This is a genomic window from Lutibacter sp. A64 (assembly GCF_022429565.1).
Lineage (GTDB): Bacteria > Bacteroidota > Bacteroidia > Flavobacteriales > Flavobacteriaceae > Lutibacter.
The window spans coordinates 622,833-638,538 of record NZ_CP092487.1 but is presented as its reverse complement, the minus strand read 5'-3'; the positions used below and the strand labels follow the sequence as shown (position 1 = coordinate 638,538).

Below are 15,706 nucleotides of genomic sequence, written 5' to 3'. Positions count from 1 at the left end.
ATAACAATTGTAGTATTTGTATTAAAACTTGTAAGTAAGTTTTTTTAAAGAATTTTCAAACTCCTCTCCTGTTTCTACAGTATTATTTTGGTGTGAAATATCTCTTGTAAGTAAGTAAACTTTCTCTAAATCATCTAAAAGTAACTCTTTTGGTTCTTCTGTATATTGCACTTTATTCATAATATTGACCAAGTTATTTGCTACTTCATCATGTATTTTTTTAGCAATACGTGTTTCGGTTTTATATACTTCTGTCCTTTTTTCTTGCAGGTATTTTTGTTTACGATAATATAAAAATACTAATAAGCCAAAAACTACTGAACCACTTAAAGTTGCTCCAATTATATTTCTGGTTTTTTCTTTTTCTAATTCTAACTCCCTTTTTGAAATTAAAATTTTTAATTGTAAATTGTCTTCACGGTTTTTCTCGCTATCGTATTTTAATTTTTCAAATTTATTTAAAATAGCCCTTTCCGCATCAACTATACTATCGCTCAACTTAATATAGTTATTATAATATTCTTTCGCCTTGCTAGTAGAAGTTTCTAAGTCTATAAGTTTTTGCATAGCACTTAACTTATCTCTAGCGCTATTTAAAATAACCGCTTGCTTGTACATTTTATTTGCATAACTAAGTGCTATATCGGGATTTTTATTTGTATAATAATCTGTAAGATGATCATAACTTGCAATAAGTCCAAATAGATCTTTTTCTGCCAAACGGGTATTTAAAACAGCAAGTAAATCATCAATAACATTTTCGTTTTCATTAGCTAACCATTTGGTATAAGCAAGATTGTCTAAAACTCTAGATTTAGCTTTGGTATCGTTGTCTAAGTCACCATCTTTTAGCAACTCCTCAAATATAGCAATTGACTTATCATATTCTTTTAAAACCCGATATGTAACCGCTAAATTACTCTTTCTTACCGCTTTAAAACTACTTATAGTGGAATTCTCAATAGCTTTTTTATACCAATAGATTGCCTCTTTATAGTTTTTTCGATTTTTTGCTGAAATTCCAATGCAATTATAAATAGCAGATTTATAAACTAAATTCGTATCATCAAGGTATTTTAATGCTTGTATTGCGGTCTTATCACTACCGATAAAATCACCAAGATCTGATTGTATAATGGCCATTTGCATTAAATTCTCACCAATTTTTAGACTATCCCCCAATTTTAAATAAATGTCACTGGATAATTTATACGCAATAAATGCACTATCTTTTTTATCAGTTTGAAAATAATAATAAGCCAATCTATAATAATTACTTGCAATAGCTAAAGAATCTTTATTTTCTATATTTAATTGCAATAATGTTTTATTTATACTAAATACACTATCTAGCTGTTTTAAATTATCAAAAAAATATATTTTATAGGCTAGAATTTCTTCAATACGAGCATCTTTACCATCTTCTTCTTTATTTTTTAATTTTTGAAAAGCTTTATTGGCTATACTTAACCTAGTTTTAAAATCTAAATCATTATTTCTAATGTCTTGCATAAAAATATGAATAGAATCTTGTGTACTATTTTCTGAGGGTTTTAATGCTTCTTTTGAAGTACAAGAAGCGAGTACTAAACAGCTAATAATAACAAAAAAATGGGGTCTAAATTTGCATTGGATCATTTTTCGAATTTAAAATAAATGGATGATTTAACACATAATAAATATCATACTTTACAGTATTTAATCCTTCCAGCCCCAAGGTGCTTCTGGGGTTTCAATAGGTTTTGTAAGGTCCATAGCAATTTTAAAAACACGATCTGTTCCTAAACGACGTAAATTATACGTAAAAGTTTTATCGTTTAAGGTAATCCACCAGATATTAGTTGCTGCTTCAGGTAGCTGTGCTTGCGTATGCGCATCTGCTGGAAAAAATTGAATGTCTGCTTTTCCTTTATTTGTTGAAGTACCTCCATAAAAATTAACTGTTTCCATAGTTCCATCTTTATGACGATGATCGTGTTTTAAGGTAATAACACCATCATTTATAGTTAAAATCCAAGTTCTGGATTTATTTTCTCCTACATAAAAAGGGATTTTTATTTTATTTTCTGTACAAGACTTTACGTGCATTACCAATCTTTTCCCTCCAAAATTCTCATCTTTTTCTGGACTTATAAGAGTTCCTTCATATGCATTACCACAATGCGATTTTAATGTATTCCAAAAAGCAATAGCTGGTTCAATTTCTTGACCAGTACTTTGTAAAAAAGAAAGTATAATTATTAAAAATACGACACGTTTTAATCTCATTATATTGTTTTGTTTAGCTTTTAACAAAGATAACTAAAAAAAAATACTCCTTTTTAAACAACTTTTAATAATCAATTTTAATCTAACTTGTTATTACTCCTAGCATAGCAATCAAGATATCTGTTACTTAAAAAACTCAAGCATCATTTAGCTAAGTTCGGGATGACGTTACTTTAAAACCCGTCATTGCGAGGGCGTGTTGTAATGCAATGAAAACACAACTGCGGCAATCTGTATCTAGAAACCTCAATCATCATTTAGTTAAGTTCAAAAGATTGCCGCGGTCGTACCTCCCTCGCAATGACGAAGTAAAGTGTATTCCGTCATTGCGAGGGCGTGTTGTAATGCAATGAAAACACAACTGCTGCAATCTGTTGCTTAAGACCTCAATCAAAATAACCCCGTCATGCTGAATTTAGTTACTCACTATTCCTTTTTATTTTATACTAAAGAGTTCGTGAACCTACGGTTTCAGCATCTGTTTCTAAAGAACCCCAATCATCATTTAGTTAAGTTCATGAGATCCCGAACCAAGTTCGGGATGACGACTTGCTATTAACTAACATACTAACTAAATATTAAGAGATTGCCGCGGTCGTACCTTCCTCGCAATGACGTTTTGATTAACGATTATACTATAACACGTCATGCTGAATTTAGTTCAGCATCTGTTACAATAAAAGTCAAAAGCTAATTATATTGTAAAACGTCCTATGAGAATTTAAGTAGCAATCTAAGGAAGTGGAGCAACGAGAGTAAGCCAAAGAGGACAGAGCGTTAAAAAAATGTTTAGTAAACATTTTTAGAGAATGGGCCAGCTGGCGCCCGGAGTCTGGCGTCGACTGCGTAACTTCCGTAAGATTCAATTAAATTATCATCAGACTAGATTTTTTGGTTAGCTCACGCCTGCCTTATTATTTATTTGGAGTTCGTGAATCTCCTATCGTCGATTTCGTTTTTCATCAATGGAACTGCGTAGTACATCACGAATACAATAACAAATAATTAAGGAATGAGTAAAAATGAACAAGTGAAATGAAATACTGGAATACCTACATTTATAGTTACAGTTAAAACGGCTCATAAATTAATATATTTGAATTATGAGTAAAACAAAAAGGTACGACAAGGAATTTAAGATTATGTTAGTAGAATTAATGCTCTCAGGTCAGAGTGCAGAAGATTTGGGGAAAGAATATGGTGTCCATTCTGCAAGTATACGCAGTTGGAAAAGATCCTATTTATCAAACCGAGAATCTTTTACAGGTTCAGGAACTCCGAGCTTAACACCAGAAGAAAAAGAGATTCGAGAATTGAAAAGGCGTCTTAGAGATGCTGAGATGGAGAGGGATATCTTAAAAAAGGCGGTGAGCATCTTCTCCAAGAACGACAGGTAAAGTACAGGTTTATAAATAAACACAGTACCAACTATCCTGTTGAGAAGATGTGTAAACTTTTAAAAATTAGTAGAAATTCTTATTATCAATGGCTAAGAAATAGTAGTATTATCAGAGTCTCTAAAACAAGAATACTTAAAGCGAAAATTTATCAAATATGGAAAACAAATCGTAAAGTATATGGTAGTTATAAAATCACTAAAACCTTAGCTAGAGCGGGATATCATTATCATCCATCGTATATTTCAAGACTTATGCAGCAAATGGGAATTAGAAGCCAATCTAAAAGAAAATATGTAGTTACAACGAATTCTAATCATAATTATAACATCAGTCCTAATATATTGAATAGGAATTTCAACATAAAAGAACTTGGTAAGGTTTGGGTTTCTGATATTACCTACATTCGATGTAAAGACAAATGGATTTATTTAACTACTATGATAGATTTAGCTGATAGAAAGATTGTTGGATGGTCTTTAAGCAATGATATGACTGTAGAAAATACAGTTTATAAAGCCTGGGCAAGAGCTAGAAAAAACAGACCCATTTCAGATGATTTTATTTTTCATTCTGATAGAGGGGTTCAATATGCGTCAGGTAAAATGACTGCTATTTTTAGGCATAATAAAAAGATAAATCAAAGTATGAGTAGAAAAGGTAATTGTTGGGATAATGCAGTAGCTGAATCATTTTTTAAAACAATTAAATGCGAATTAATTTACAGAAGATCATTCAAAACCTTTATCCAGGCATATAGTCAAATAGATAGTTATATTCATTGGTATAATACTAAAAGAATACATCAGTCTTTAGACTATTTAACTCCTCTAGAAATGGAAATAATATTAAAAAATATCAAAACTAAACGAGCCGCTTAAAAATGTAATCTTTTTTGTAGGAATATCATACCAATAATCATTTAGTTAAGTTCAAGAAATTACCGCGGTCGCTTTTCCCTGGCGCCGGCTGACCTGATTACTAAAAATGTTCAGTGAACATTTTCTTCACGTTCCATCCCGCAATGACGAAGTAAAGTGTATTCCGTCATTGCGAGGGCGTGTTGTAATGCAATGAAAACACAACTGCGGCAATCTGTTGCTTAAGACCTCAATCAATATATAACCGTCATGCTGAACTCGTTTCAGCATCTGCCCCTAAAGAACCCCAATCATCATTTAGTTAAGTTCATGAGATCCTGAATCAAGTTCAGGATGACGTTCTTTAAAACCCGTCATTGCGAGGGCGTGTTGTAATGCAATGAAAACACAACCGCGGCAATCTGTTGCTTAAGACCTCAATCAATATATAACCGTCATGCTGAACTCGTTTCAGCATCTACCACTAAAGAACCCCAATCATCATTTAGTTAAGTTCATGAGATCCTGAATCAAGTTCAGGATGACGACTTGCTATTAACTAACATACTAACTAAATATTATGAGATTGCCGCGGTTGTACCTCCCTCGCAATGACGTTTTGATTAACGATTATACTATAACACGTCATGCTGAATTTAGTTCAGCATCTGTTACAATAAAAGTCAAAAGCTAATTATATTGTAAAACGTCCTATGAGAATTTAAGTAGCAATCTAAGGAAGTGGAGCAACGAGAGTAAGCCAAATAGCGCAGCGGTCTGGCGTCGACTGCGTAACTTCCGTAAGATTCAATTAAATTATCATCAGACTAGATTTTTTTGTTTCGTTTTTTCATCGATGGAAAAAATGAAAAATAAGATAAAATAAAAAATGTTTAAGCATTTTAACTATAATCATAAGATCCCGAAATCGAAGATTCACGAACACTTTTTTATAAAATAATAATGAATAGTGAGTAACCAAGTTCGGGATGACGAGAGGTTTAGGATGACGTTCTTTAAAACCCGTCATTGCGAGGGCGTGTTGTAATGCAATGAAAACACAACTGCGGCAATCTGTTGCTTAAAATCCTCAATCAAAATATAACCGTCATGCTGAATTTAGTTACTCACTATTCCTTTTTATTTTATACTAAAGAGTTCGTGAACCTACGGTTTCAGTAGCTGCCACTAAAGAACCCCAATCATCATTTAGTTAAGTTCATGAGATCCTGAAATCGAAGATTCAGCGTAGCTAAACAAGTTCGGGATGACGGTTGCCAAAAAACCAACTTCTAAACTTTTAAATGACTATAAAATTAAGTACCTTTAACTTTTAATTAAAACATTATTTTTAAAAAAATCTACATTAAAAATTTCTCTTATTAAATAACACCAATTCAACTAAATTATACGTTACAAAATGAATTTTGCCTGAGTTTTCAGTTCATGAAAACTTATGGCAGGAATAATATTTTTAAAAATTAAAAAAATAAACTATGTTTAAAAAACTTGTAGGAATAGAGCCATTAGAATTAATTTCTTCGGCAAATAAAAAATTAGAATCTTTTACAGAAACACTTATTTTACATGAAGATCAACCTTCTAGTGCAGCAGAAATTGTAAAACGCATTGGAGATGCAGATGGTGTTTTATTAAGTCACCGATCAAATTTAGGTCGCGATATTTTAGAACAATGTCCAAATATAAAATACATTGGTATGTGTTGCTCTTTATATTCACCTGAAAGCGCCAATGTAGATATTTTGTATGCCAATTCTAAAGGTATTATAGTAAAAGGAGTACGAGATTATGGTGATGAGGGTGTTGTAGAATATGTAATAAGTGAGTTAGTACGCTGCTTACATGGCATTGGTCATAAATCCGATGGTAGTATAAGAAAACCTTGGAGTACTATTCCTCGTGAAATTACGGGACTTAAAGTTGGTATTGTTGGACTTGGTAAATCAGGAGGTATGATTGCTGATGCTTTGCGTTTTTTAGGTGCAGAAATCAGTTATTTTGCTCGTAGCGAAAAAGAAGCTGCAACAGCAAAAGGTTATCGTTTTTTACCTTTAAAACAATTACTTTCTGAAAATGAAGTAATTATATGTTGCTTAAATAAAAATACAATTTTATTACATGAGGAAGAATTTGAACATTTAGGAAATCGTAAAATTTTATTCAATACAGGCTTGTCTCCTGCTTGGGATGCTGCACCTTTTGAAAAATGGTACAAAGGTGATAACGCTGTTTATTGTGATACGCTTGGGGCGTTAGGAAATGCATCCATTTTAAAACACCCCAACGTAAATTGTTTACAAGTTTCAACTGGTAGAACCCAACAAGCTTTTGTACGTTTAAGCGAAAAAGTGTTGGCAAATATCACTAACTATTTTAAAAAACAATAGGCGAAACTATATTTCGCATTGTATTTACTACACTCCAACCAGCAATTTGTGCAGTTTTGCTATACACATCAACAACTGCATGAATTTGCTGGCTTTTTATTTCAATACGATGATCATCGCCCATAAAATTTGGAATTGAATTTATAGAAACCTTTAAATTTTCAGGACCTACAGAGGCTAATGCAGCAGCAACGGATACATTAACTCGTGTTGGAAAAAGCGCAATTGCTTCTTTAGCATCTCCTTTAAAAACTTCGCGCGTTTCGGTTTGTAAACTAGCATCGTACACTTCAGTGTTTTTTAAAGAGTTTGGACCTTTTTTAGTAGTAAAAGTAACTTCACTTTCTTCCATTAGAGATACAGTTCTTAACATATCAAAACCTCCAATAGCACCCGAAGCTAAATGTACACGTGTATTATTTTCTAAAGCTGTTTGCGCTACTTTTTTATAAAATGTTGCATCTGCAAGTCCACCAATAGACAGTGTTATAATGGACGAACCATTTTTTAAAGCAGGTAACACCCACTCTTTAAATGCTGATGGCGATGCAGTTTCAACAATATAATCTGGTTTAAGCGCTAGCAATTCTTTAAAACTACTACATGCTTTACAAGAATACCCAGTTTTTGAAGCATCTATCTTACTAGAAATCTCTTTAGCTTTCTCATAAGTTCTTGAGTAACTAGCAATTAATTTATAGTTTGGTAATAAATCTTTTAATAAGGCATCCACAACAATGTGGGCCAATTTTCCGCAGCCTGCAATGGCAAATGTATGTGTTTTCATACACGCAAACATAAGCATATTTAATCAGATTTTCTAAAATTACAAACAAGATGAAAAACCGAAATAAACCAATCTTAAAAAGAAGGACTTAGCTCAACAACCTAACAATTAAACCTACTACTTTACACTTCTTTTCTCAATACTTCTAAGGGAGGACTTTTTAAAACTGTTCTAATATTACTCAAGCCAATTATTAAAACCAACACTGTAATTCCTGGAAGAAATATTAAAAAAGGAATGACTGAAGGCATAAAGGATTCTTTAAATAATAATGTTGCCAATAATTGACTGCTAATTAAGGATAAGACAATTCCAACAAGACTTCCCAACAATCCTAAATACACATATTCTAAAGCTGTAATACGTACTATTTGCTTACTTTTTGCCCCTAGAGTTCTAAGCAATACACTTTCTTTAATACGCTGGTATTTACTATTTCTAACCGAACCAATTAAAACAATAATTCCTGTAAGAATGCTAAAAAATGCCATAAAATTAATAATCCATGATATTTTAGATAGAATGTCTTCAATAATAGAATAAACCTGACGTAAATCTAACACCGAAATATTTGGAAATTTTTGGACTAAATCGCGTTGTAAATCTGCTGAAACAGCTTCATTAGGCACATGAGTAGTTAACACGTTAAACTGTGGCGCATTTTCTAAAACACCCGTTGGAAAAACCACTGAAAAATTAAGTTGCATACGCCCCCAATCTACTTTCCGAATACTTCCAATAATCGTTTCCATTAGAACGCCTTGCACATTAAAAACCACTGAATCTCCTATAGCTAAGTTGGCATCTTCAGCAATATTATCTGAGATTGAAATTTTAATCGGTTCTCCTTGTACTATTGATTCCGTCCAAGTACCTGCTATCAATTCTTCTGAATCTAATAAAGAATCTCTGTACGTTACCCTAAACTCGTGATTTAAAATCCAACGATTCATTCTTAAAGTTGTATCCTTGCGAATATCATTTACCAATTTATCTTTAATTTTATGCATGCGCATAGTTACAATTGGAATATTATCTATAATTTCTAAACCCTTCGGAACTACAGTATTTACAACAGCTTCTTTTTGCTCCGTTTGTACGTCCATCAAAATAATATTTGCGCTTTCAGCATTGTTTTCTATAGATGTTTTTGCCAACAAAATATCTTTTGTAAAATACAAGGTGCTTATTAAAAAAGTTCCTAAACCAATGGCTAAAATCAATACCATTGTTTGGTTATTTGGTCGAAATAAATTTAACAAACTCTGACGCTCTGTAAAACCCCAATTACTAGGAAAGTACTTTTTTATTAATTGCATACATACACTTGCAACACCCGCCATTATAGAAAATGTGACTAAAATTCCGACCGTAAAAAACAATCCAAATAGCGCATTTTTTAACAACCAAAATGAAAATAAAAAGACAAACAATAGAATTGCAGCCAATGTAAATAATCGTGCTTTTCTAGGTTTTACTAAATCTTCATCAGTACCTCTTAATACTTCCAACGGAGAAACATACCATGTACCTAATAATGGTAACAAGGCAAATAAAACGGACATTAAAATACCCAAGGTAATTCCCATAATTAATGGCTGTGCTGAAATTGAAATTTGCACATCAAAAGGTAAAAACCCTTGTAAAATATATGGAAAAGCGTATTGCAAGCCAGTTCCAATGACTGAACCTAGAATTCCACCTACAAGTCCAATTCCTGCAATTTGAATTAAGTAGATAAAAAACGATTGTTTTCTAGTAGCACCAATACATTTTAGTACTGCTACATTTTTTAATTTTTCTTTAATATAAATATGTACGGAACTAGCAATACCAACGCAACCCAATAAAAGTGCTATAAAAGCTGCTAAATTTAAAAACTTACCTACGTTATCGTACCTTCTTCCTAAGCGTTGACTGGTACTTGTATGTGTGTCTAAATCTGCGTTTTCATCATCTAAAATAGGATCTATTTTTTTATCTAAGGCTTCTAGATCCATTGTTTCTGGAGCTACAAAAAAATATTGGTACTCTTTTCTACTTCCTAACTGTAGTAGTTCTGTTTTATCAATAAAACGAAAAGGAATTAAAACAGGTGGCGCTACAGACGCTGAAACAGCTGTACTTCCTGGAACAGATTTTAACGCGCCTAATATTGGAAACGTTAGCTTTCCTAATTTAATAGAATCCCCAGGTTTTAAATTAAATTGCAACATTAATGTGGCATCAACCAATGCGCCACCCAATTCTTGATAATTTTGAGCAGCACTTACAGGTTCAGTATCTAAGACTCCATAAAAAGGGAAATTACCTTCTATAGCACGCACTTTTACTAATTTTGTGCCTTCATTTTTTGGAAATGCCGCCATTGAAACAAAATTTACTTCGGAAGCTGCTACATTTAAAGAATCTATAATTGCTTGTACCTTACTTGATGGAAGTTGCCTGCTATCAATAATAAAATCAGCACCCATTAAAGCTTTCGACTGATTTTTAATGTTTTGTTTTAAATTTTCGCTAAATAATTGAATGGAAACTACAGCTGCAATTCCTAAAATAATAGACGCCATAAATAATAGCAACCTAGAAATACTCGCTTTTCCATCGCGCCAAGCCATTTTAAACAGCCATTGTACCGCTGCTTTTGAAGAAGAATTCGTCATTAAACTGCCATTGTTTTTTCGTTCGACATTATTTTCCCTCCTTTTAAACGTACTATTTGTTGCGTTCTATTTGCTAAGTCTAAATCGTGAGTTATAATAACCAAGGTTGTACCTGCTTCTTTATTTAATTGAAACAATAATTGAATAACTTTTTCGCCTGTTTCTTCATCTAAATTCCCCGTAGGTTCATCAGCAAATAAAATAGAAGGTTTGTTTGAAAAAGCTCTCGCCAATGCTACACGTTGTTGCTCTCCACCAGACAATTGCGATGGATAATGATGAAGTCTATTTTCTAACCCCACTTTTTGCAACAGCTCCTTTCCTACCCTGGTGGCATTTTTTTCACCTTGTAATTCTAACGGAACAATTACATTTTCTAATGCTGTAAGTGTTGGTAATAGTTGAAAATTTTGAAATATAAATCCCACTTCTTTATTGCGTAATTTTGCACGATCATCTTCATCTAAATCTTGTAGATTTTGTCCACACAATTCAATAATACCAGAACTTGGATGATCTAAACCAGCACATAGACCTAATAAAGTGGTTTTGCCGCTTCCCGAAGGACCAACTATAGAAAAAATACTTCCCGCTTCAACTTCAAAAGAAATATCTTTTAATACTGTTAATTTTTTTGAACCACTTATATATGTTTTCTCTAGTTCGTTAATCTTTAATATCTTTGTCATAATATTTATACTTCTAAAAAAAATGATGAAACGGAAAAATACTCAATTGAGATTTAATTTAAGTGCTAGTAGCGATAAGATTTTCTTAAAGTTTTGTTATTTTTTATTTTTTATACTATTGCTTTCTTGTGAATCTGAAACTTCTAAAAAAGAAACATCGGTTGAAACAACACCTGCTAAAACGGAAGCTAGTACAACAGAAAAATCCACTTCAAAAACTATTTTAATTTTTGGAGATAGCTTAACTGCTGGTTATGGTTTGGATGATGTAAATGATGCCTACCCTGCGCTAATTCAAACAACTATAGATTCACTTTCTTTGGGCTATACCGTTATTAATTCTGGTGTTAGTGGCGAAACTACCGCTGGTGGAAAAGGTAGAATAAATTGGGTTTTAAATCAGAAAATTGATGTTTTTGTGTTGGAATTAGGGGCAAATGACGGATTAAGAGGTGTTCCTTTAAATGAAACAAGAGCAAATTTACAAGCAATAATAGATGCTGTTTTAGAGAAAAATACAGCAACTAAAATTATTTTAGCAGGTATGCAATTGCCTCCAAATATGGGTGAAGCATATACAAACGAATTCAAAACCATATTTCCTGAATTGGCTCAAAAAAACAACTTGGATTTAATTCCTTTTTTATTGAAAGATGTTGGTGGCATTCCTGAATTAAACCAAGCAGACGGTATTCATCCAACCGTTGAGGGACATAAAATATTAGCAAAAAATGTTTGGGCTGTTTTAGAGGGTGTTATTAGAACTTAATATTTTATATTTAATTTAGAATTACAATACTTCAAAATTAAAATAGGTGCTAAACCTAACAGGTTTTAGAAACCTGTTAGGTTTTTTTACGCTGTAATGTCATTCCTAACAGCTACTAAGCAAAGTCGAAGCTTTTTTAGAGTTGGAAAGTTGAAAGTTTGAACGCAACGTTATCCTGAACTCGATTTCAGGATCTTATGAAGCAACCTAGGAATTAGTTGAAAAGTTTAAAGACTAACGTCATTGCGAGGAAGGTACAACCGCGACAATCTTTTGAATAATAGTTATAATTTTGATGAAGTTTTTAATCAACTTTGTAGTTTTTCAGAAGCAACGTGTTGAACAATTAAACAAAATTTAGATAAATAACAACAGATTGCCGCGTTCCATTGCATTTCACTCGCAATGACGAATTTAAAAACGTCCTATGAGAATTTAAGTAGCAATCTAAAGAAGTGAAGCAACGGGAGAAAGCCAAAGAGGATGGAGGGTTAAGAAAATGTTCACTGAACATTTTCTTTACGCTCCATCCCGCAATGACGGTACGCTATTAATTTAGTTTGTCATTTAATTAGTTGTAAAAAATAATTAATTTTATAAAAACACCCCCCCTTAAAAAGGGGTTTTTAGTACTTTATGTAATGGTTACTATTGTTATTGGGTTTTATTCTTTTTAATTGTTGATAATATTATTAAATCCTATCCCAATGTAAACTTTTACTTACCAAAAAATAATCTTCAACATTTTTCTCATAACCTTTTTTATATTGAGAACCCCATAAGTCTATGCCTTATATTAATACTGCATAAACTATAAAATGAGGTAATCCTAGAACTAGAGATGTATTATCATAGACTTATGTTATTTAATAAGTAATTGTTTGCATCGCATGAGCTGGAATTTTTAAAGAAACTTCCTTTTCATTAACAATTAATTTATATAAAATTTCATTTGCTGTTCTATTCATAACTACTGTTGCCATTGTTCCATTTTCATTTAAAAAAGTAGTACTTTCTAAAGTACTTCTACTTGAAGTTGTACTCACTCTTTTTGCCCCAGGTTTAATAAATTTTGAAAAATGACCAATATAATAATATGAAGGTGTATAAATTAATTCCCCTGTTTGTGTATCGGCGTGAATTGGTGCAAAACAAAAATTTTGAACGTGATTTGGACCTCCAGTTTCATCTAATAAAACATTCCAATCTGTCCAACCTACAGTTCCATTATTAAAATCGTTAATCATAGAATTTCCATAGCGTTCTGCATTAGACCAACGTTGGTAATCATTAGCATCAAAAGCTTCTTGACACCCTTCTGTAAACAATAAATTTTTAGTAGGAAAAGAATCATTAATGTTTTGCAAATTCTTGTAATTTGGTTCCGCTCCAGTCCAAGTTTCATACCAATGAAACCCAATTCCCCAAGCATATTTAGCAGCTTCTGGATCATCAAAAATAACATTAGCTCTATGAGAAATTAAATCGCGATTATGATCCCAAACTACAATGTTTTTATCTCCATAACCCTCTCTTTCAAAAGTAGGTCCTAAATAATTTTTTAAAAAATCACGTTCTTCTTCTGCGGTGTAAATACAAGATTCCCAACGTTGAACAGCCATTGGTTCATTTTGAATAGTTACACCCCAAACTGGGATTCCTTCAGCTTCATATGCTTTTATGAATTTTGTATAATAATTTGCCCAAGATTGTTGAAATTCAGGAAGTAATTTACCTCCTTGTAACATATCTTTTCGCCCTTTCATAAAAGGAGGAGGACTCCAAGGTGAAGCGTAAAAAACAACATCATTACCTATAACATTAATTGCTTTTTTTATCAAAGGAATTCTAAATTGTTTATCTCTTTCAATTGAAAAAGTTATTAATTCAGCATCTCCTTCTTCAATATAAGTAAAGCTTTCAGGACTAAAATCAGAGCTATGAATGCTGGTTCTTATAATAGTATATCCAATTCCTTCATCACTATAATATGCTTGAATAAATTCCTCTTGTTTATCTTTTGCTAATTTTGAAAAAACAACCGCTGAAGCATCTGTAATTGCCCCTCCTATACCTAACATTGTTTGAAAGGTTTTTTCTGGATTTACAAAAATTGCAACTTCAGTTTCTAAAGGTTGAATAGCAGCTTCAAATTTATAGTTCCCTGTTAAAGTTAGCTTTAAGTCACTATCTTTAACTGTTGAAAATACTTCAACTTCATCTTTTAATAAAGGGGTTTCTTCTATTATAGGCGCATTATTTACTGCTGTTTCTTTTACGGTTTTTTTTGAACAAGAAGCAATTGTAACTACTGCGAAAAAGAGTATTAAATATTTATAGGTCATTTTATTTAGTTTTATAAATTATTACCAGATATAGGTTCCAACTGAACCGGCGTCTAATGTGGTTGTTATGGCTTCATCTTCCGCATTTATATTAAAAGTTTTTTGTACACCTGTATTGTTTAATACAATTACAACAATTTCTCCATTAGGTGTTTTAAAAGCTACATTTGGCAATTCAGAAATGTAGTTTGAATTTATTCTAATAGATCCAGGTCTAACAAATTTAGATGCGTGCGCAATAATATAGTATGCCACATTTTTAGTCACTGTATTTCCATCTATGGTTAAAGCTCCTAAACACTCTGTACATCCTCCATCGGTATGCGGCTCTAAATTTGAGTCAGCTGCCAAATTCCACTCTAACACTGTTTTACACCAATTTCGTGTAGCACCAATAATTAGTTCTCTAGTGTGCCATTTTAAATTGTCTTCAAAATTCTCATTTGCGCCTACCCATTGTTCTGTAAAATATAGGTTTTTATCAGGGTGTGCAGTTTGAACTTTACTTAAATCGCTAATATTTCCTCCGTATAAATGAAAAGCTGAACCATCAATATATTTTTTAGCATCTATATCATTTAAAATAGAAATAGGATAATCGGTTCTATCAGCATTATGATCGTAAATTATTATTTTAGTGGTAATCCCTGCTGTTTCAAAAGTAGGTCCTAAGTGATTTTTTATAAAATCTGCTTGATCAACAGCCTCCATTAAAAGGCTTGGATTATTACCAGGATGTAAAGGTTCATTTTGAACAGTTATAGCATCTATGGCAATACCTTCAGCTGCCATTGCTTGAATATATTTTACAAAATAAGTTGCATAAGCATCATAATATTCAGGTTTTAAACTACCTCCTTTTGAATTTTGATTGGTTTTCATCCAAGTTGGAGGAGACCAAGGTGAGCCCATAATTTTAATAGTAGGGTTAATCGTTAAAATTTCCTTTAAAACAGGTATTAAATTTTTTCGATCTTCATTAATAGAAAATTTAGCCATTTCAATATCGGTTTCACCAGCAGGTAAATCATTGTATGAAAAAGGAGCCGCATCTAAGTCTGAAGCACCAATACTTATTCTTAAATAACTTACACCAATATTATTTTCATCATATCTAAAGAGTTCATTTAATAAATTTGCTCTTGTTGATGATGACATATTATTAATATGCAATGCGCTACCTCCCGTTAAAGTATATCCAAAACCATCTATTTCTTGGTATTCAATTGAAGGCGTAACGTTAATAGTTGCATAACTATTTTCATTATATGCTGAAATTCCAGAGGACTGTTTTGTAAACAAAATAGATTGATCTGCTTTTGTTAGGTAAAATTCTACATTTATAGGCTCTATTACTGGAGGCGGTATATGAGTTTCATTATTTTCCTTTTGGCAGCTCTGACACCCTACTTGAATTCCAATACAAGCAATAACAATAATGAGAACTTTTATCAGTTTAATAAATTTATTTTTCATATTTTAAAATTTAAACCAGCAGCGAATACTGCTGGTTTTGTGTT

The 15,706-nt window shown here is 32.1% G+C and carries 10 protein-coding genes; 3 read left to right on the top strand and 7 right to left on the bottom strand.

Going from position 1 to position 15,706, the window contains the following annotated elements:
* Nucleotides 1-21 precede the first annotated feature (21 nt).
* Together MKD41_RS02430 and MKD41_RS02425 are read right to left on the bottom strand one after the other, a co-directional pair.
* The gene (locus tag MKD41_RS02430; RefSeq protein WP_240243860.1) at nt 22-1,638 is read right to left on the bottom strand and encodes a hypothetical protein; all 1,617 of its coding nucleotides are present in this window, start codon (nt 1,636-1,638) and stop codon (nt 22-24) included.
* 60 nt (nt 1,639-1,698) lie between these two features.
* On the bottom strand, nt 1,699-2,268 hold the full coding sequence (locus tag MKD41_RS02425; protein ID WP_240243859.1) for a hypothetical protein: 570 nt from the start codon (nt 2,266-2,268) through the stop codon (nt 1,699-1,701).
* Nucleotides 2,269-3,371: 1,103 nt separating this feature from the next.
* Between MKD41_RS02425 and MKD41_RS02420 the strand changes: the two genes are divergently transcribed.
* A protein-coding gene (locus MKD41_RS02420; protein ID WP_240241930.1) for an IS3 family transposase occupies nt 3,372-4,546 on the top strand; the annotation gives its coding sequence in 2 pieces (ribosomal slippage) (nt 3,372-3,621 and nt 3,621-4,546; 1,176 coding nt in all).
* A 1,475-nt stretch (nt 4,547-6,021) separates the two neighbouring features.
* Nucleotides 6,022-6,933: an NAD(P)-dependent oxidoreductase gene (locus MKD41_RS02415; protein WP_240243858.1), complete on the top strand. Its 912-nt coding sequence runs from the start codon at nt 6,022-6,024 to the stop codon at nt 6,931-6,933.
* On the opposite strand, the gene MKD41_RS02410 is transcribed toward MKD41_RS02415, so the two are convergent.
* The 3 genes from MKD41_RS02410 to MKD41_RS02400 form a co-directional block, all read right to left on the bottom strand.
* Nucleotides 6,920-7,720 carry an aspartate dehydrogenase domain-containing protein gene (locus tag MKD41_RS02410; RefSeq protein WP_240243857.1) on the bottom strand — a complete coding sequence of 267 codons (801 nt, stop codon included), beginning with the start codon at nt 7,718-7,720 and terminating at the stop codon, nt 6,920-6,922. The genes MKD41_RS02415 and MKD41_RS02410 overlap by 14 nt on opposite strands.
* Before the next feature lie 122 nt (nt 7,721-7,842).
* Complete coding sequence (locus MKD41_RS02405) at nt 7,843-10,338, bottom strand: ABC transporter permease (RefSeq protein WP_240244992.1); 2,496 nt, start codon at nt 10,336-10,338, stop codon at nt 7,843-7,845.
* A gap of 44 nt (nt 10,339-10,382) precedes the next feature.
* The gene (locus MKD41_RS02400) at nt 10,383-11,072 is read right to left on the bottom strand and encodes an ABC transporter ATP-binding protein (RefSeq protein ID WP_240243856.1); all 690 of its coding nucleotides are present in this window, start codon (nt 11,070-11,072) and stop codon (nt 10,383-10,385) included.
* Between the two features lie 22 nt (nt 11,073-11,094).
* Here MKD41_RS02400 and MKD41_RS02395 point away from each other — a divergent pair, with 22 nt between their 5' ends.
* Nucleotides 11,095-11,841: an arylesterase gene (locus tag MKD41_RS02395; protein ID WP_240243855.1), complete on the top strand. Its 747-nt coding sequence runs from the start codon at nt 11,095-11,097 to the stop codon at nt 11,839-11,841.
* A gap of 866 nt (nt 11,842-12,707) precedes the next feature.
* Here the strand turns inward: MKD41_RS02395 and MKD41_RS02390 are convergent.
* On the bottom strand, nt 12,708-14,186 hold the full coding sequence (locus tag MKD41_RS02390) for a glycoside hydrolase family 30 protein (protein ID WP_240243854.1): 1,479 nt from the start codon (nt 14,184-14,186) through the stop codon (nt 12,708-12,710).
* A gap of 21 nt (nt 14,187-14,207) precedes the next feature.
* Entirely contained in the window at nt 14,208-15,662 is a 1,455-nt protein-coding gene (locus MKD41_RS02385; protein ID WP_240243853.1) for a glycoside hydrolase family 30 protein, read from the bottom strand.
* Between the last annotated feature and the right edge of the window lie 44 nt (nt 15,663-15,706).